Origin of the sequence: Curtobacterium sp. UNCCL17, from assembly GCF_000686685.1 — a bacterium.
Lineage (GTDB): Bacteria > Actinomycetota > Actinomycetes > Actinomycetales > Microbacteriaceae > Curtobacterium > Curtobacterium flaccumfaciens.
In genome coordinates this window covers 230616-248633 of record NZ_KK366001.1, presented here as the reverse complement: position 1 = coordinate 248633, position 18018 = coordinate 230616, and the positions used below count along the sequence as shown (strand labels likewise).

Below are 18018 nucleotides of genomic sequence, written 5' to 3'. Positions count from 1 at the left end.
TCGCTGGATCCCGATTCTGGAACGTTCCAGAACGTGTCGGTAGACTGTAGCCGCACCAGCCCATGTCCTGTCAAGCACCGTGCCGGAAAGGCTCAGCGTGACCCCTCGCCCGCCGACGATCATCGACGTCGCCGCACGCGCAGGCGTCTCGAAGTCCCTGGTGTCGATGGTGCTGCGCGACGATCCCGGGGTCTCCCCGGCCCGCCGCTCCGCGGTGCTCGCCGCCGTCGCGGAACTCGGCTACCGCCCGAACCGCGCCGCCGCCATCCTCGCCGGCACCCGGACCCGCACCATCGGGGTCATCGTCGACGACTTCCGCAACCCCTGGTACGTCCCGATGCTCGACGGCATCCGCGAGGCCCTCACCCCGCACGGGCTCCGCCTCACCCTGGCCGACACCCGGGCCAACGCCCACCTCGACTCGTCCCCGTTCGACGACCTGGTCTCCCTGCGGGTCGACGGCGTGGTGCTCGCCGCCGAGGGCTTCCCCGACGTCGTCGTCCCCGCCGACACCCCGGTCGTGATCGCCGGCGCGCGTGAGGACGTACCGGGCGGACTCGACGTGGTCGCCTCCGACGAAGCCACCGGCGGGCGGTTGGCAGCGGATCACCTGATCGGCCTGGGTCACCACCGCATCGCCCACGTCACCGGCTCGGGAGGCCCGGCTGCCGTCCGCCGTGAGGCCACCGTCGCGCAGCTGGTCGCGTCCGGCATCGAGCCGCTGGTCTACGGCTCCGGCCCGACCTCGGAGACGACCGGCTACGAGGGCATGCGGCTCGCACTCCGGGAGCACCCCGACCTGACCGCGGTGTTCGCCGCGAACGACGTCATGGCGATGGGCGCGATCGCCGCCGTGCAGGAAGCCGGACTCCGCGTGCCGCAGGACGTCTCGGTGATCGGCAACGACGAGACCCCGCTCGCCGCATCACCCCTGCTGCGCCTGACGACGGTCGACCCGCACAACGACGAGGTGGGGCGCCTGGCGGCTGCGCGGTTGGTCGAGCGGATCGGCGCCGCAGCGGGGACGCCGACGGATCCGATCAGGACACTCGTGCCACCGACGCTCGTCGTGCGGTCGACGACGGGGCCGCCGCGCGCCTGAGTGGTGACCGCCCCGGGGCCGACGCCGGCGGGGCGGCGTTGCGCCGGGCCTCCAGGCCGGGTGCGAGGTGACCGCGCCGCCAAGCCGCGATGCGCGGCACCCGGGAACGACGAAAGCCCGGTCCGATCGGACCGGGCTTTCGTGGAGTGCGGAGACGGAGGGATTTGAACCCTCGGTCCCCTCAAAGGGGACTCCACCTTAGCAGGGTGGTGCACTCGGCCGGACTATGCGACGTCTCCAAGCACTCTCGCGAGCGCTGCGACCACCATACAGGAGGACCGCGCCACTCTCGACCCGACGCACGCCCGCGCGTGGCACGACCCGTCGCACTCGGTCCCCCGAAGTGGGGACACGTGGGGGTTGTCGGGGCGTACCCCACTGCATAGCATCATCGGGACGCGGCAATCACGTTCCGGGGCTCGTCCCCGTCGTCGCGACACAGCACCCGACGTCGTTCCCCGTGCGGGCCCGGCGCGCCCGATCGCGTGGCGCCCGGCGGGGAGCGACTCCCCTGGGGGCGCGGCCCACCACCGCGCCCCCGTTTCTGCGTTCGAGGCGGGTGCACTGCTGACGTCCCGGCGCACGCACGCACGGCAACGGCTGGGCCCACGAAAGCGACACTGCGCTGCGGAGCTCGGCCGTCACTGGCGCCAGGGCGACAGAGGGCCGCGGATGTTCGGCGGCAGTCTGTCGCTTTCGCGAAAGGGGCGAGGCGCAGCCGACCGCGCCCGCGCCGCGCCTCAGTACCCGAACGCCTTGGAACAGGTCTGCTGGTCGGCGGACTGGCCCTCGAGCCCGTCGATGGTCTCGGGCGTCGCCGAGGGGGTGCGCGGCGCGGCGGACGACGGCGCTGCCGGCGTCGCGGGGGTCGCGGGCGCCGGCGCAGCCGCTGGCGACGAGGGTGCCGCGTTCGGCTGCGTCGGACTCGGCTGCGTCGGACTCGTCTCGGACCCGATGCCCGTGCTGTTGGCCCCGAGGGAGAACGACTGGTCGGCCTTGATCTTCGCGAACAGCCGGTCGGCCAGGTACGTCGTCGGCTCGACCTTGCCCTCGTAGACACCGGTGCCGCCCGTGGTGCCCGGGTACTGCACGAAGTTCACCTGCGCCAGCGGCAGGTCCCGCAGCGCCAGGCCCATCTGCACCATCGTCCCGATGTCGTTCAGGCTCTGGGACAGCTGCATGTTCGACGCCGCCGCCCGGGCCAGCTTGTACAGGCGGGCCGGCGAACCGAGGGTGTCGTTCGACTTCACGGTGCGGAGCAGCGACGACAGGAACACCTGCTGGCTCGAGATCCGGCCGAGGTCCGACCCGTCGCCGACCCCGTGCCGGGTGCGCAGGAACGCCAGGGCCTCGTCACCCTGCAGGGTCGAGGTGCCGGCGGGCAGGTTCAACCCGGTGTACGAGTCGGTGATCGGCTGGGCGACGCAGACCGGCACACCGCCGATCGCGTTCGACATCTCGATGACACCCTTGAAGGACACCGCCGCCGAGTACTGGATGTCGAGTCCGGTCAGCCCGGCGACCGTCTGCGTGACGCAGTTCAGGCCACCCTCGCCGAACGAGGTGTTGATCGGCTGCGCGGCCATCGCCGGGGCCGTGCCCGTGCCGTCGGTCTTCTTGCAGGCCGGGATCGGCGTGACGAGGTCGCGCGGGATGCTCACCGCGGTCGCGTTGGTGTGGTCGGCCGAGACGTGCAGCAGGATGTTGACGTCGTTGAGGGTCGCGTCACGCTCCCCGAACGCCGCGCTCTGGTCGGGGTCGTTGTCGGTGCCGACGACGAGCATGTTGAACCCGCCCGTGAAGGCGCTGAGCGGCTTCGCACCACCCTGCGCCTGCGGTGCGGGCTGGCCCTGGATCTCCACGCCGTCACCGAGGTCGTCCGTGACCTGCTTCGCCGCGATCGCCGTCACCGAGACCGAGCTCACCAGGACCACTGCGACGACGGCGGACACCGTCTTGGCAGCGGTCGCCAGAGGGCTCGAGCGCCGCAGACGTCCGTGCCGTGCGATCCCGGGTGCTCGGTTCAAGCGGTGGGATCGATCGCGGACATCGTTCACGGGCACTCCTGTCGTCGGTGGACACGCCGGGGACGGCAACCGGTCAAGGCTGCCACGACGTTGCCTGACGATCCAGTGCGAGGGGCACCGCCACCGCTCACTGCGCGGCGGCGGGACCTGCGGACCACGGCGGCGGACGCGGACCTGAGCGGATCCGCAGCCGCCGCCGGTTCAGCCCGACACGACCACCCGGAAGCGGTCCGGCAGCGCGATCAGGGCCGACGACAGGTCGAGGAGCGCCGCGGCGCAGTCGTCGAGGGCGTCTCGCTCCGCGGCGTCCGCGGCCCGTTCGACGATCTCGACCCGTCGTCGCCGGTCGACCACCGCATCGATCCCGTTCGCCAGGGCGACGTCGTCGGTGAAGAACATGTCGAGCACGATGCGCTGCGACAGCAACCAGTCACCGCTGACCGACGACCCGCGCCGCCGCAGGTACCAGGCCCCGAGTTCGACGAAGGCACCGGCTTCGGTCCAGCACTCGCGCAGCCACGCCTTGTCGAACCGGTCGTGGTACCCCACGGAGTTCGACGGCGGATCGACGAGCAGGGCCTGGGCGATCCGCAGTCGCTCGATCATCTGGTCGACCGACCACTGCGCGATCACGACACCGACGTACCGCTGCACACTGGCCAGCTGCAGGGACTCGAGGGTCACGAGGGCTTCGCGCACCGGTGTGCGCGACACCCGCATGTCCGATGCGAGGGTGTCGAGCCGCAGCCGCTGCCCACGGCGGTACTCCCCCCGCAGGACGTTGTCGAGCAGTCGCAGGAACACCGCGTCGCGCAGCAGACTGCGCCGCAGGCCGTGGGGATCGAGGCCGTCGGCCCCGGCTCGGGTGGGAGTGTGCTCCATCACCCCAGGTTCACGCACGGGCGGCACCCCCGAGGCGAGGGCGGTCGCTGCCGTGGATCGTGGTCGCCGGTGTCGTGCTGTGGAGGAGTGCCATGCACGCACAGTGACAGCGCTGCGACGGCGGCGCTAAACACTCTGAATACAGAATGTCAGACCGCCGCCGCCTGGTTCACCTCCGGTCGGACTTCGCGTCCCCGGTGAGCACCGAGAGCGGTTGGGTGACGTCCTCGAGCCCCTTCCGCGCGGCGTCGACCCCGAATATCAGGGCCACCACGCCGCCGCCGATCATCACCGCGGACCCGAGCAAGTACCCCCAGAACAGCGGCTCCCGCGACGACCCGTCACCGATGAAGGCGCCGTAGATGGCCGGAGCGACCGCACCGAAGATCTGCGCCAGGGCGAAGAAGTACGAGATGGCCTGCGACCGCAGCTCGAGCGGGAAGATCTCGCTGACGGTCAGGTAGGCGCTCGACGCCCCGGCCGAGGCGAAGAAGAACGAGACGCACCAGAACGCGACCTGCACCGTCGCCGAGATCGCGTCGGCCCGGAACAGGAACGCCGACGTGGCGAGCACGAGCCCGGACACCAGGTACGTCAGGAAGATCATCTGGCGACGACCCCAGGTGTCGAAGAAGCGTCCCAGGATGATCGGGCCGAGCAGGTTGCCGATCGCGAACGGGAAGAAGTAGACCGCCGTCTCCGCCGTCTTCAGTCCGAAGAAGTTCGTCAGGACCAGGGCGTAGGTGAAGAAGATCGCGTTGTACAGGAACGCCTGCGTGATCATCATCGTCGCGCCGACGAGCGTGCGGGTCGGGTACTGCTTCAGCAGCACGCGCGCGATGGCGAGGAACCCGACGCGGTCGGTCGGCGTGACGGTCATCGCCTTCGACTGGTCGACCTCCGGCAGGGGCTTGCCGGTCGCCATCTCCACCGACTCCTCGATGCGGGAGACGGTGGCCTCGGCCTCTTCCTCCCGCCCGTGCGTCATCAGCCACCGCGGACTCTCCGGGATGTGCCGTCGCAGGAAGATGATCGCGATGCCGAGCACCGGGCCGAGGAAGAACCCGATGCGCCAGCCGATGTTCTCGGCGAAGTAGGACGTGTCGAGCAGGTAGATGTTCGCGAACGCGCCGAGTGCGGCACCACCCCAGTACGTGCCGTTGATGGCGATGTCGACGTGGCCGCGGTACTTCGCCGGGATGAGTTCGTCGATCGCCGAGTTGATCGCCGCGTACTCACCGCCGATGCCCAACCCCGCGACGAACCGGAAGGCCGCCAGGAACCAGAAGTCCTGGGCCAGGCCCGCGATGCCCGAACCGACCAGGTAGATCGCGAGCGTCAGGATGAACAGCTTGCGGCGCCCCAACCGGTCGGACATGCGCCCGAACACCAGGGCACCGACGACCTGGCCGACCAGGTAGATCGTGCCGAGGGACGTCACCTGCTGCGTGGACAGGTTCAGGTCCGCCTGGAAGCCCGCGTTCGAGACGATCTGGATCTCGAGACCGTCGAGGATCCAGGACACGCCGAGTCCGACGACGACGCTCCAGTGGAACCGGGTCCACGGCAAGCGGTCCATCCTGGCGGGCACCAGGCTCTTGATGGTTGCGTTCGCGCTGCTCACGAGATGGGACCGTACGCCGAGATCGCCGATGTGGTTCAGATGCGGAACGAGGAACCGGGGACGGAGCCGGATCCCCCTACTTCGAAACCGGCTCCGTCGCCGGGATCTCAATGATCGCAAGTGCGATGGAAACCCACAAGCGGACGGACGGGAGGCCCGTGGCGGGCCCCGCCACGGGCCTCCCGTCCGACAAGGCGTAACGTCCAGAACGTGACCCGACCTGACATCCGCACGGTCGGCGAGCTCCGCACCTCTGGTCACGTCCAGAAGACGGTCCGCGCCGAGATCCGCGACAACCTGCTCACCGCCCTGCGCCAGGGCACCGATCCGTGGCCCGGCCTGCACGGCTTCGAGACCACCGTCATCCCCCAGCTCGAACGCGCCCTGATCGCCGGCCACGACGTCGTCCTGCTCGGCGAGCGCGGCCAGGGCAAGACCCGGCTGCTCCGCACCCTGCAGGGCCTGCTCGACGAGTGGACACCGGTCATCACCGGCTCCGAACTCGGCGAGCACCCGTACGAACCGATCACCACCGCGAGCATCCGGCGTGCCGACGACCTCGGCGACGCCCTGCCGATCAGCTGGCGGCACCGCGACGACCGCTACGTCGAGAAGCTCGCGACACCGGACACGAGCGTCGCCGACCTGATCGGCGACGTCGACCCGATGAAGGTCGCCGAGGGCCGCAGCCTGGGCGACCCGGAGACCATCCACTTCGGGCTCGTCCCCCGTGGGCACCGTGGCATCGTCGCGATCAACGAACTGCCCGACCTGGCCGAACGCATCCAGGTCGCGATGCTCAACGTGATGGAGGAGCGCGACGTCCAGATCCGCGGCTACGTGCTGCGTCTGCCGCTCGACGTGCTCGTCGTGGCGAGTGCGAACCCCGAGGACTACACGAACCGCGGGCGGATCATCACGCCGCTGAAGGACCGCTTCGGCGCCGAGATCCGCACGCACTACCCGATCGAGCTCGACGACGAGATCGCCGTCATCCGGCAGGAGGCCCAGCTGACGGCCGAGGTCCCCGACGCCCTGATCGAGATCCTCGCCCGGTTCACCCGGGCACTGCGTGGTTCCAGCGCCGTCGACCAGCGCAGCGGTGTGAGCGCCCGGTTCGCAATCGCCGGTGCCGAGACGGTGTCCGCCGCCGCGGTGCACCGCGCAGCACGCCAGGGCGAGGACGAGGCGGTCGCGCGGCCGATCGACCTCGAGACCGCGGTGGACGTCCTCGGCGGCAAGATCGAGTTCGAGAACGGCGAAGAGGACCGGGCCGACGAGGTCCTCGAGCACCTGCTCCGCACCGCGACCGCCGAGACCGTGCGCTCCCGGTTCAAGGGTCTCGACTTCGCGGTGCTCGTGGACGCGCTCGACGGCGGCACGATGGTGACCACGGGCGAGCAGGTCAGCGCCCGGGCGTTCCTCGAAGGCCTGCCGTCGATCGGTGAGTCCGACCTGTACGACCAGGTGTGCGACCGGATGGGTGCCACGAACGACGGCGAACGCGCCGGCGCGATCGAGCTCGCTCTGGAGGGCCTGTTCCTGGCCCGGCGCATCAGCAAGGAGTCCGGCGGGGGCGAAGCCGTCTATGGCTAGGCAGAACCGGCGTCTGACGCGCGACACCCGGTACGGCCGGTACACCGACGGACCGGACCCGCTCGCCGCTCCGGTCGACCTGGCCGAGGCGCTCGACGCCATCGGGCAGGACGTGATGGGCGGCACGTCGCCCGAGCGCGCGATGCGGGAGTTCCTGCGACGCGGCGGCCGGACGCAGCGCGGCCTCGACGACCTGGCCCGACGGGTGGCCGAGCGCCGCCGCGAGCTGACGAGCAGGAACAACCTCGACGGCACCCTGCAGCAGGTGCGCGAGCTCCTGGACCAGGCGCTGCTCGCCGAGCGCGGGGAGCTCGCCCGCAACGTCGACCTCGACGACGGCGACCGGGCCCTGGCCGAACTGCAGCTCGACAGCCTGTCGCCCTCCCCCGCCGCCGCGGTGCAGGAACTCGGCGACTACGACTGGACGAGCCCGACCGCGCGCCAGAAGTACGACGAGATCAAGGACCTGCTCGGCCGCGAGGTGCTGGACCAGCGCTTCGCCGGCATGAAGCAGGCGCTCGAGGGTGCCACCGACCAGGACCGGGCCGCGGTCAGCGCGATGATGCAGGACCTCAACGCCCTGCTCGAGGCGCACGCCCGCGGCGAGGACACCCGGCAGCAGTTCGACGACTTCATGGACCAGCACGGCGAGTACTTCCCGTCGAACCCTGCGAACGTCGACGAGCTGCTCGACGACCTGGCAGCCCGCGCGGCCGCGGCACAGCGCATGCGGAACTCGATGACCCAGGAGCAGCGGGACGAACTCGACGCCCTCGCCCAGCAGGCCTTCGGCTCCCCCGACCTGATGGGGCAGTTGTCCCAGCTCGACGACACCCTGCGCGCGCTGCGTCCCGGCGAGGACTGGGGCGGATCCGAGCGCATGGAGGGCGAACAGGGCCTCGGGCTGGGCGACGGCACCGGGGTGTTCCAGGACATCGCGGACCTCGACGCCCTCGCCGACCAGCTCGCCCAGTCCGGGCCGGGCTCGGAGCTCGACGACCTGGACCTCGACGCGCTGTCCCGGCAGCTCGGCGACGAGGCGGCGGTCGACGCGAAGACCCTGCAGCGCCTCGAACAGGCGCTCCGGAACTCCGGGGCGATGCGCCGCGGAGCCGACGGGCAGCTCCGGCTCACCCCGAAGGCGATGCGGCAGCTCGGCAAGAGCCTGCTCAAGGACGTCGCCCAGCGGATGTCCGGTCGCCAGGGCGCGCGGGACCTCCGTCGCTCGGGCGCCGCGGGCGAACCTTCGGGGGCGTCGCGGCAGTGGGCGTTCGGCGACACCGAGCCGTGGGACATCCCCCGCACGATCACGAACGCCGTGGTGCGGACGGCGGCCAGCGGTCGACAGGGTGCGGGCGTGCGCCTGAGCATCGAGGACGTCGAGGTGCAGGAGACCGAGGCACGCACCCAGGCCTGCGTCGCGCTGCTCGTCGACACGTCGTTCTCGATGGCGATGGAGGACCGCTGGGTGCCGATGAAGCGCACAGCCCTCGCGCTGCACACCCTGGTGTCGACCCGGTTCCGCGGCGACGACCTGCAGCTCATCGCCTTCGGTCGCGAGGCCGAGGTGATGGACGTCGAACAGCTCGTCGGTCTCGACGCGATGTGGGACAAGGGCACGAACCTGCACCACGCCCTGCTGCTCGCCAACCGGCACTTCCGCAAGCACCCCACGGCCCAACCGGTGCTCCTCATCGTCACCGACGGCGAGCCGACGTCGCACCTCGAGCCGAACGGGCAGGTCTGGTTCGACTACCCACCCGACCCGGTGACGATCGCGCTGACCGTGCGGGAGCTCGAGAACGCCGGACGCCTCGGCGCCCAGACGACGTTCTTCCGGCTCGGTGAGGACCCGGGGCTCGCCCGGTTCATCGAGGCGATGGCGAAGCGCGTGGACGGCAGCGTCGTGGCACCGGAGAACGACGACCTCGGGGTCGCTGTGGTCGGCTCGTACCTCGGCTCGCGTCGCGGGGCCGGCGGCGCGCTCTTCCGCGACGACTGGGGGCTCTGAAGCCAGCCACGTACAGCCCGGAGGCCCGTGGCGGGCCCGTCACGCTCCTCCAGGCTGTCGACCGATCGCGTCTAGAACAGTGGCCAGGGCACGGCGGGGCCGTGACCGGGTGGCGGCGGGAAGATCCCGACGGCACGCAGGGCCGCGCAGCGCGCCCGGAGCGTGTCGATCTCCTCGTCCGTCAGGTGCTCGGCGAGCTCGTCGCCGAGACCACCGCGCAGGGCCTCGGACACGCGGTCGAGGCCCTCGAGCTCGTCCGGCCCGAGGGGCTCCCCGATCCAGCCCCACAGGACCGTCCGGAGCTTGTGCTCGACGTGGAAGGTGAGCCCGTGGTCGACGCCGAAGCGGTGGCCGTCGGGCATCGCCAGCACGTGCCCGCCCTTGCGGTCGGCGTTGTTCACGACGACGTCGAAGACGGCCATCCGGCGCAGGGCCTCGGAGTCCTCGTGCACGAGCGTGACGGGCTGGTCGTGTTCGTCGATGGCCTCGAGCACGGGCAGCCAGGGCGAACCCGCTGCCTCGGCGAGCTCCGGCGTCACCAGGTCGACGGCGTCCTGCTCGGGGTCGACGTCCTGCCAGCGCTGCACCATGCCGGGCCCGAACGGACCGTCACCCATCCACGTGGGCGGCACGACCCCCCAGCCGAACGCCTCGGAGACCAGGTGCGCGGCGATCTCGCGGCCGGCGAGCGTGCCGTCCGGGAAGTCCCACAGCGGGCGCTCGCCCTCGATGGGCTTGTAGACGACGGTCGCACCGTCGAGTTCGGCGAGGAAGGTGGCGTTGGACGCCTCGCGGATGCGCGCCCGGACGGAGAGCGAGCCGTCGCTCATGCGTCGCCGGGCGGACGACCGGCGGCGACGACCTCGCGCGTGCGCTCGACGAAGGCCCGGGCGGTGCCGACCGGGATCTTCACCTGGAACAGCTCGGCGGGCTCGGGGATCTCGACGACGGCCTCGATCTCGATGCCGTCCTCGCTCTCCTCGGACACGATCTCGACCTCGTCGTCGATCGGGTACGCCTCGATGACGACCTGCGCGGTGGCCGGGTCGAAGCCCAGGCTCAGGGCTCCGGCGCGGAACTCGGCCTCGACGGGCTGGTCGAGCGGCTCCGGGTCGCGGAGCTCGGCAGGCACCGACGGCGGCACGCTGAAGCGGTTGTCGTCGACGGTCGCGACCTCGTCGAGGAGCTCGTCGATCTTGTCGGCGAGCACGGCGGTCTGCTCCTTCTCGAGCGCGACGCTGGTGACGCGCCGACCGGAGCGGGCCTGGATGTAGAAGGCGCGCTCACCCGGACGGCCGATGGTGCCGACGACGAGGCGGTCCGGCCAGTCGAAGCCGTGGACGATGGTGGGCATACCCGCATTGTAGGAGCGCTCGGCTCCGGCCGTTCAGGGTCGGGCAGGACCCGCGGGCGCGTCGGGTGCCGGGTTGCCCGCGCCGCCGCCGACCGCGGCGTCCCCGCTGGGTGCCGGGGCGGTGCGCAGCCAGGACAGGTCACCGGACTCGGTGTTCGTCGCGACGACCTCGGGGCGGTGCTCGCCGTAGCGCACGACGGACACCGAGGCCGGGCCGACGCCGATGCGCTGGAACAGGTCCAGGTGCATGCCGAACGCGTCGGCGAGGACGCTCTTGATGATGTCGCCGTGGCTCACCGCGACCCAGACGGCACCGGGTCCGTGCTCCGCCTCGACCTCGGCGTCGATGCGACGGACGGCCGCGACGGCCCGGGACTGCATCGTCTGCATGGACTCACCACCGGGGAACACGACGGCGCTCGGGTTCGCCTGCACCGTGCGCCAGAGGGGCTCCTTCGCCAGGTCGGCGAGCTTCCGGCCCTGCCACTGCCCGTAGTCGGCCTCGGTGATGGCCCGCTCGATCAGCGAGGCGGGTGGCCCGGCCGGCCGGTCGGTCTGTCGGTCCGTCTGTCGGTCCGTCTGTCGGTCCAGGATCGCGCGGGCGGTCTGCCGGCAGCGCTCGAGCGGACTCGACACCACGGCGACGACGGGCACCGCGGCGATGCGCTCCGCGGTCCGCTCGGCCTGGGTGCGGCCGACGGCGTCGAGTCGCACGCCGGCGGTGCGTCCGGCCAGGACGCCGGTGGCGTTCGCGGTGGTGCGTCCGTGACGGACGAGGAGGACGGTCGCCATGCGCCCGATCCTAGGCGCGGGACGCGGTCACCCTTGACGGGCCGCCCGGGGACCGATCAGATGGGGGCATGGCCGGGCGGCATCGACTCGCACTCTTCGCCACGTCGACGGTGACCGGGTTCGGGATCGCGACGTGGATCACCCGGACGCCCGCGATCCGCGACGAGCTCGGTGCCTCGATCGAGGCGATGGGCCTCGTCCTGCTCGGGCTGTCGATCGGCTCGATGATCGGGATCCTCGGCGCCGGAGCCCTGGTGCGACGGACCGGGAACCGCCCGCTCATCCTGCTCGGGGGCGCCCTGCCCGTCGTCGGCATGGTGCTCGTCGCGCTGCTCGCCCCGGCGCAGGTCGCCGCCGGGGTCTGGGTCGGGCTGTTCCTGATCGGCTTCGGGGCGGGCGTCGCCGAGATCGGGCTGAACGTCGAGGCCGCCGCGGTCGAACGGCAGATCGGGCGACCGGTCGTGCCGGTGCTGCACGCCTGCTTCAGCCTCGGCAGCGTGGTCGGCGGGGTCGTCGGCATCGCCATGACGGCGGCGGGGACCCCGGTCCGGGTGCACCTGCTCGTCGGCGCCGCGGTGATGGCCGCGCTGGCGGTGTTCGCGGCGCTGAACCTGCGGCCGGTGCCCCGTGACACACCGACCGATGCCCGCAGCACCCGTCGGGGAGCCCGCCGCTCCGTCCTCACCGTGCAGCTCGCCATGATCGCCGTGATCACCCTGGCGATGGCCTTCGCCGAGGGTGCCGCGAGCGACTGGCTCCCGCTGCTGATGACCACCGACCACGACGCCCCCGAGTCCGTCGGGTCCCTCGTGTTCACCGGGTTCGCCCTCGCCATGCTCATCGGTCGCGCGGCCGGCACCCCGCTCGTCGCCCGGTTCGGTCGAGCCCCGGTCGTCCGGGTCTGTGCCGCGGTCGGTGCGGTGGGGGTCCTGCTCGTCGTGCTGTCACCGAGTCCGGTCGTCACCGCGGCGGCCGCCGGCGTCTGGGGGCTCGGCATCGCCCTCGGGTTCCCGCTGTCGATCTCCGCCGCGGGCGACCACCCCACCGACGGCGACCGCCGGGTGTCGGTGGTGGCCACTGCCGGGTACATCGCGTTCCTGGTGGGGCCGCCGCTGCTCGGGTTCGTCGGGGAGCACCTCGGCCTGCAGACGGCGATGCTCGTGCCCCTGGTCCTGCTGGTCGCGGCGTTCGTGGTCGCCCCGGCGACGCGGGGACGGGACACCGGGCGGACGATCGAACCGGCGGAACCGGCGCGTCGGCCGTCCGGTCGGTAGCGTCTCGGGCATGCCGTTCTTCCGCGACGCTCCGCGCCCGATCACCCCAGCCGCTCCGTCCAGGGTCCAGGCCGCGTGGTCCGACTCCGCCGGGCACTTCGCGACCCGGTGCCTGCAGCTCATCATCGTCGTGGTGGTCGTCGCCGGCGTCGTCTGGGCGAGCAACATCCTGAGCGTCGTCACGATCCCGGTGCTCCTCGCGCTCATCATCGCGTCGGCCATGCACCCCGTGGTGTCGTGGCTCCGCAAGCACCGGGTGCCGTCCGTGCTGGCCACCCTCGCGGTGCTCATCGGCGTCCTCGCGATCCTGGGGCTGATCGGCTGGCTCATCGTCGTCGCCGTCGAGAACCAGTGGGCGCAGCTGCAGAAGTCCGCCGTCGACGGGTTCCAGCAACTGCAGGAGTTCGCGAAGAACCTGCCGTTCTCGATCTCGGACAAGCAGATCGACGACGCGGTCGCGTCGGCGTCCGACTTCGTCACGAGCGCCCAGTTCGGATCCGGTGCACTCGCCGGCGCCTCGGCCACCGCGAACTTCCTGACCGGGCTCGTCCTGATGATCGTCGTGCTGTTCTTCTTCCTGAAGGACGGCCCGAGCATCTGGGAGTTCCTGCTCCGCCCCTTCACCGGCGAGCGCTACGCCCGAGCTCGTCGCGTCGGCGACCGGGTCGTCTCGACCCTCGGCGGGTACGTCCGCGGCACCGCCACGGTCGCCGCAGTGGACGCGATCGGCATCGGTGTCGGCATCGCCATCGTCGGCGTCCCGCTCGCCCTGCCGCTGGCCGTCATCGTCTTCATCACCGCGTTCATCCCGATCGTCGGTGCCACCGCCGCCGGCATCCTCGCCGCCCTGGTCGCGCTCGTGGCCCTCGGCCCGGTGCAGGCGCTCATCGTGATCGGCATCGTGGTGCTGGTGAACCAGCTCGAGGGCAACCTGCTGCAGCCCGTCCTGATGGGGCGCACCCTCAAGCTGCACGGCCTCGTCATCCTGATCGGGCTGACCGCCGGCACCGTCCTCGCCGGCATCACCGGCGCGATCATCTCGGTGCCGCTGATCGCCGCCGCCTGGGGCGCGATCCTGGTGTGGGACGGCCCGAACACCCCGGCACGACCGTGGCGGAAGAAGCGCAACGAGGACGTCACCGCGCACGAGCTGCCGCAGGGCTGATCCGCGGAGGCGATCTGGGGCGCCGATCCGCGGGGCGCGTTGCGGACATCCGCTTCGCGCAGCGGCCTTCCACCCAGCAGGATGGAGGAGTGCTCGTCTCCATCGTCTACATGAGCCGTGCCGTCGTCCCCTTCGACGACCAGGCCATGGCGGTGCTGCTCGCGGAGTCACGGCTGCGCAACGAAGCGCTCGGGGTCTCCGGGCTCCTGCTCGCCAAGGGCGGCCGGTTCATGCAGCTGCTCGAGGGGCCCGCGTGGAGCGTGCAGGACCGGTACGACGTCATCGCGAAGGACCGCCGTCACGGTGAGGTCAAGTCGCTGGTGCGCGAGGACATCGAGCGCCGACGGTTCGACGGCTGGTCGATGGCCTACCGCGCGCTCGACGACTCGGACCTCCGCTCCGAGGAGGGCTTCAGTCCCTTCCTGTCCGGCACGATGGACTTCCCGCGCTCGTTCGACCGGACCAGTGCGGCCTGGCTGCTGAAGTGGTTCCGCGACCGCGAGCTGCACGACCTCTGACCCGCCGGCAGCGCCGCACCCGCATGCCGCGCCGCACCCAGCGGTTCAGTCGGTGCCGAACGCGTCCTCGACGACGGCGAGCAGCCGATCGCGGTGCTTCGGGTCCGCCGTCGCCGCGATCACCACGCGCCACATCGTCGCCACCGCCGGCATCAGGTCGGTGCGCCGCGTCCGGACGTCGGACACGAGCTGCACGCCGGTGAAGTACGGCACCACCGTCGAGCCGAGCTGCTCCGCGGTCAGGTCCGTCCGGAGTTCCCCGCTCGCGATCGCCAACCGGAACACGTCGACGATCCCGCCGATCCACTGCTCGTAGAAGCTCAGCGTCGCGGTCTGGAACTCGCCGCGCTCCAGCGACAGCCGGATGCCCGCCCGCACGATCGGGTCGGTCCGGAGCAGGTCGGCGATGCCGTGCGACGCCCCGATCAGCGCGGCGACCGGCGAGCTGTCGGTGTGGCTGACGACGTCGAAGGTGCGGGCGTTCTGCTCGCCGATGACGCCGAGCGCCAGGGCGAGCTTCGTCGGGAAGTGGAAGTGCAGCGTGCCCTGCGAGACGCCCGCCGTGCGGGCGATGCCCGCGATCGTCGCGCCGGCGAAGCCGACGCGGTCGAACTCCTCCGCCGCGGCCACCAGGATCTGCTCACGTCGTTCCACGGGACCAGTCTGTCGGTCTGGAGGCCCGGGGCGGGCCCGCACCGTGCCTCCAGACCGAGGGGTGGTGCGTCTCAGGCCGCGTGCCGGCCGAGCGTGATGCGCTCCTCGGGCAGGTCCTGCAGGTCGCGCCCACGGAACCAGCGGAGCAGCCAGTCGGCGGGCGTGCCCGCCACCCCGGTCGGCAGACCGGTGCGGTCGCTGAGGAAGGTGCTGAACCCGGGCTCGTCACGGAGCTCGTCCCCGGTGGGGCTGCCGAAGGCCATCGCCCAGCCGTCGAACCGACGCGTGCTGATGGACTCACGCGACAGCGACTTCACGCCGGTGTGCCGCGGGTCGCGCTCGATCGCGGCGAAGCGGTCCTCGACGCTCCAGACCGGACCCTCGAGCACCTGCATGAAGCGGCCGCCCTTGGCGAGCAGGAGCCCGGAGACGCCGAGCGCGTGGTTGCGGAGCCGCGCCTCACGCAGCATGGCGACCAGCTGGTCGTCGGTCAGGTCGTCGACGGCGACGGACATGTAGACGAGGGAGGTGAGCGAAGTCATCCCCTGCAGTCTGGATCGTGGTCAGCGGCACGGTCAACGAGTCGTCCGCACACCGCACCGGAGGGTGCGGCATGCGGACGACGGGCGGGGTGTCGGGTGTCGGTCAGGTGAGGGTGTCGGGTTTCGATCAGGTGAGGGCGAGCAGGTTGTTGACCTGTTCGTTGACCCCGGTCAGCGTCGAGATCGGCTTGCCGTTCGCGTAGACGTCGTCGAAGGCGGGCTGTAGCAGGGCCTGCACGTCGGCGGGGTTCTTCGTGACCGGGAACAGGAACGTGGTGTCCTCCTCGACCTGCCGGGTGAACGCCGAGACGTCGAGCCCGCGCTCCCGGAACGAGGCCACCGCGGCCTCGGTGCCCGCGGGACGAGCGGGGAACACGATCCCGCTCTCACCGACGATCCGCTGCGCCTCGTCGCTGCCCAGGAACGCCACCCACTTCGCGGCGGCCTCGGGGTCCTTCGCCTGCTTCGTGATCGAGTCGCCGAGCCCGTTGAACATCGACGCACGGTGACCCGACGGGCCGATCGGGGTCGGGGCGACCGCGACGTCGAGGTCCTCCATGCCGAGGTACGAGCCGATCATCCAGGAGCCGTTGAAGGACAGCGCGCACTTGCCGGCGCCGAGCTGGACCTCGGGGCCGGTCGTGGTCGAGAACACCCCGTACTTCGCCATGTAGCCCTTCTCGGCCAGCCGGTAGTACCAGGCGAGGGTGTCCTGCACGATCCGCTCGTCGTAGCGGAACCTGTCGCCCCAGGGGTTCTCGTTCGTGTAGAACCAGTCGACCGATCCGGTGAACGGCGACCACTGGGTCTGTCCGAAGCCGTCGCCGCCCGAGCCGTTCGACGAGATGCCGTAGACGGCGACGTCGTCCTTGTCGAAGCCGTCCTCGTCGCCGCGTCGACCCTTCGAGTCCACCGTCAGCCGCGCGAGCATCCGCTCGAACGTGCCGCCGTCGTCCGGGTTCCACGCGAGCGACCCGAGTTCCTCGGCGGAGACCCCGGCCTTCGCCATCGCCTTCTTGTCGTAGAACATCGCGACGGTGTCCCAGTCCTTCGGGGAGCCGTAGCGGTGGCCGTCCTGGCCCTTCCACAGTTCGGCGAGCCCGGACTGGTAGTCGTCGTCACGGATGCCCTTCGTGGCGTCGAGTTCGTCGAGCTTGTAGAGCACGTCGAGGTCGGCGTACTGCGGGAACTTCGTCAGGTGGTCGGTGAAGACGTCGGGCGCGGTGCCGGCGATGAAGCCCGCGGTGAGCTTGGTCCAGTAGTCGTTCCACCCGAGCTGGGTGATCTTCACGGTGATGTCCGGGTTCGCGCGGTGGAACGCGTCGGCGACGGCCTGGTACGCGGGCTGCTGGTTGGCGTCCCAGAGCCAGTAGCTCACGGTCCGCGCACCCGACCGGTTCGTCGTGCGGCGACCGGGCGACGAGCAGGCGGCGAGCGCGCCGAGGGCCAGTGCAGAGGCGCCGCCGGCGAAGAGCGTGCGGCGGGTCAGTTGGTTCGTCATGGTGTTCGTCCTGTCCGAGCGCCGGGTCACTTGATCCCGGAGAAGCCGATGGAGTTGACGATCCGCTTGGCGAAGACGCCGAACAGCAGGATCATCGGGAGCGCCGCCACCAGGGTCGCGGCCATGAGCCCGGCCCAGTCGGTGCCGGACTGCGGGGTCTGCGACTTGAAGACGCCGAGCGCGACGGTCAGCACCCGTGAGCTGTCGGTGTACGACACCATGAGCGGCCAGAAGTAGTCGTTCCAGCTCGTGATGTACGTCAGCACGGCGAGGGTGGCGATCGGGGCCGCCGCCATCGGGATGACGAGCCGGAAGAACACGCGGACCTTGCCGGCGCCGTCGATGAGCGCCGCCTCTTCGACCTCCTTCGAGATGCCGAGGAAGAACTGCCGCAGGAAGAACACTGCGAACGGAGTCATGAACATCGTCGGCAGGGCGATGCCGAGCAGGTTGTCGACGAGCCCGAGCTGCTTGATGAGCGTGAAGTTCGGCAGCAGCGTGAAGATCGCGGGGACCATCAGCCCCGCCAGGAACACCCCGAACACCTTGTCGCGACCGGGCCAGCGCAGCCGGGCGAAGGCGTAGGCGGCCGCTGCCGAGAAGAACACCTGGCCGACGGTGACGAGCGTCGACACCAGGATCGAGTTGAGCAGGTACCGCCAGAAGTTCAGCGCGGCGCCGGACCCGCCCTGGGCCAACGCCTCTTCGGTGGACTGCAGACCGAAGACCCGCTCGAACCCGCCCAGGCTGAACCCGACGGGCAGCAGCGAGGTGGGGTCGGAGTTGATCGCGGTGTTCGACGACAGCGCGGTGCGCAGGATCCAGTAGAACGGGAACAGGGTGACGACGATGACGAGGATCATCGCGACCCAGGCGAGCACGCGGCCGAGTGACGGGCGACGACGGTGGCCGGCCCCCATCCGCGGCGGGCGGGACGTGGTGACGGAACGGGTGAGTGTCGTGGTCATGGCGCTTC

Annotated in this window: 16 protein-coding genes and 1 tRNA gene; 6 read left to right on the top strand and 11 right to left on the bottom strand. The window is 71.0% G+C overall.

Going from position 1 to position 18018, the window contains the following annotated elements; all coding sequences use genetic code 11:
* Nucleotides 1-97: 97 nt before the first annotated feature.
* The gene (locus BR70_RS0111040) at nucleotides 98-1102 is read left to right on the top strand and encodes a LacI family DNA-binding transcriptional regulator (protein WP_051596849.1); all 1005 of its coding nucleotides are present in this window, start codon (nucleotides 98-100) and stop codon (nucleotides 1100-1102) included.
* 149 nt (nucleotides 1103-1251) lie between these two features.
* On the opposite strand, the gene BR70_RS0111035 is transcribed toward BR70_RS0111040, so the two are convergent.
* The 4 genes from BR70_RS0111035 to BR70_RS0111020 all read right to left on the bottom strand — a co-directional run bounded on the left by BR70_RS0111035 (nucleotide 1252) and on the right by BR70_RS0111020 (nucleotide 5635).
* Nucleotides 1252-1341 (bottom strand) — tRNA-Ser (locus BR70_RS0111035).
* A 501-nt stretch (nucleotides 1342-1842) separates the two neighbouring features.
* Entirely contained in the window at nucleotides 1843-3129 is a 1287-nt protein-coding gene (locus tag BR70_RS0111030; protein ID WP_231495691.1) for an LCP family protein, read from the bottom strand.
* Between the two features lie 201 nt (nucleotides 3130-3330).
* Nucleotides 3331-4011, bottom strand: a complete 681-nt coding sequence (locus BR70_RS22375; RefSeq protein WP_027466110.1) for a GntR family transcriptional regulator — start codon at nucleotides 4009-4011, stop codon at nucleotides 3331-3333.
* A gap of 169 nt (nucleotides 4012-4180) precedes the next feature.
* Complete coding sequence (locus BR70_RS0111020; RefSeq protein ID WP_027466109.1) at nucleotides 4181-5635, bottom strand: MFS transporter; 1455 nt, start codon at nucleotides 5633-5635, stop codon at nucleotides 4181-4183.
* 210 nt (nucleotides 5636-5845) lie between these two features.
* On the opposite strand from BR70_RS0111020, the gene BR70_RS0111015 reads away from it, so the two are divergent.
* The gene (locus BR70_RS0111015; RefSeq protein WP_027466108.1) at nucleotides 5846-7231 is read left to right on the top strand and encodes a MoxR family ATPase; all 1386 of its coding nucleotides are present in this window, start codon (nucleotides 5846-5848) and stop codon (nucleotides 7229-7231) included.
* A complete protein-coding gene (locus BR70_RS0111010) occupies nucleotides 7224-9242 on the top strand; it encodes a vWA domain-containing protein (RefSeq protein ID WP_027466107.1) in 2019 nt (672 codons plus the stop codon). Before BR70_RS0111015 ends, BR70_RS0111010 begins: the two co-directional genes overlap by 8 nt.
* Nucleotides 9243-9313: 71 nt before the next feature.
* On the opposite strand, the gene BR70_RS0111005 is transcribed toward BR70_RS0111010, so the two are convergent.
* The 3 genes from BR70_RS0111005 to BR70_RS0110995 are packed head-to-tail and all read right to left on the bottom strand — an operon-like array spanning nucleotide 9314 to nucleotide 11388.
* Nucleotides 9314-10072: an SCO1664 family protein gene (locus BR70_RS0111005; RefSeq protein ID WP_027466106.1), complete on the bottom strand. Its 759-nt coding sequence runs from the start codon at nucleotides 10070-10072 to the stop codon at nucleotides 9314-9316.
* Complete coding sequence (locus tag BR70_RS0111000; RefSeq protein WP_027466105.1) at nucleotides 10069-10596, bottom strand: DUF3090 domain-containing protein; 528 nt, start codon at nucleotides 10594-10596, stop codon at nucleotides 10069-10071. Before BR70_RS0111000 ends, BR70_RS0111005 begins: the two co-directional genes overlap by 4 nt.
* A gap of 33 nt (nucleotides 10597-10629) precedes the next feature.
* Nucleotides 10630-11388 carry an MSMEG_4193 family putative phosphomutase gene (locus BR70_RS0110995; RefSeq protein ID WP_027466104.1) on the bottom strand — a complete coding sequence of 253 codons (759 nt, stop codon included), beginning with the start codon at nucleotides 11386-11388 and terminating at the stop codon, nucleotides 10630-10632.
* A gap of 68 nt (nucleotides 11389-11456) precedes the next feature.
* Here BR70_RS0110995 and BR70_RS0110990 point away from each other — a divergent pair, with 68 nt between their 5' ends.
* The 3 genes from BR70_RS0110990 (at nucleotide 11457) to BR70_RS0110980 (ending at nucleotide 14345) form a co-directional block, all read left to right on the top strand.
* Nucleotides 11457-12662 (top strand): MFS transporter, encoded by a 1206-nt coding sequence (locus tag BR70_RS0110990; RefSeq protein WP_027466103.1) that lies wholly within the window; start codon nucleotides 11457-11459, stop codon nucleotides 12660-12662.
* Nucleotides 12663-12672: 10 nt separating this feature from the next.
* Nucleotides 12673-13827, top strand: coding sequence for an AI-2E family transporter (locus BR70_RS0110985; RefSeq protein WP_027466102.1), 1155 nt, complete (start codon nucleotides 12673-12675; stop codon nucleotides 13825-13827).
* 89 nt (nucleotides 13828-13916) lie between these two features.
* Complete coding sequence (locus BR70_RS0110980) at nucleotides 13917-14345, top strand: BLUF domain-containing protein (protein WP_027466101.1); 429 nt, start codon at nucleotides 13917-13919, stop codon at nucleotides 14343-14345.
* Nucleotides 14346-14390: 45 nt separating this feature from the next.
* Here the strand turns inward: BR70_RS0110980 and BR70_RS20585 are convergent, their stop codons facing one another.
* From BR70_RS20585 to BR70_RS0110960, 4 genes are all read right to left on the bottom strand, one after another.
* Nucleotides 14391-14999, bottom strand: a complete 609-nt coding sequence (locus tag BR70_RS20585; protein WP_051596848.1) for a ScbR family autoregulator-binding transcription factor — start codon at nucleotides 14997-14999, stop codon at nucleotides 14391-14393.
* A gap of 71 nt (nucleotides 15000-15070) precedes the next feature.
* Nucleotides 15071-15541, bottom strand: a complete 471-nt coding sequence (locus tag BR70_RS22370; RefSeq protein WP_051596847.1) for a BLUF domain-containing protein — start codon at nucleotides 15539-15541, stop codon at nucleotides 15071-15073.
* 127 nt (nucleotides 15542-15668) lie between these two features.
* Nucleotides 15669-17042, bottom strand: coding sequence for an ABC transporter substrate-binding protein (locus BR70_RS0110965; protein ID WP_035808768.1), 1374 nt, complete (start codon nucleotides 17040-17042; stop codon nucleotides 15669-15671).
* Nucleotides 17043-17068: 26 nt separating this feature from the next.
* On the bottom strand, nucleotides 17069-18010 hold the full coding sequence (locus BR70_RS0110960; protein ID WP_027466099.1) for a carbohydrate ABC transporter permease: 942 nt from the start codon (nucleotides 18008-18010) through the stop codon (nucleotides 17069-17071).
* Nucleotides 18011-18018: the final 8 nt, after the last annotated feature.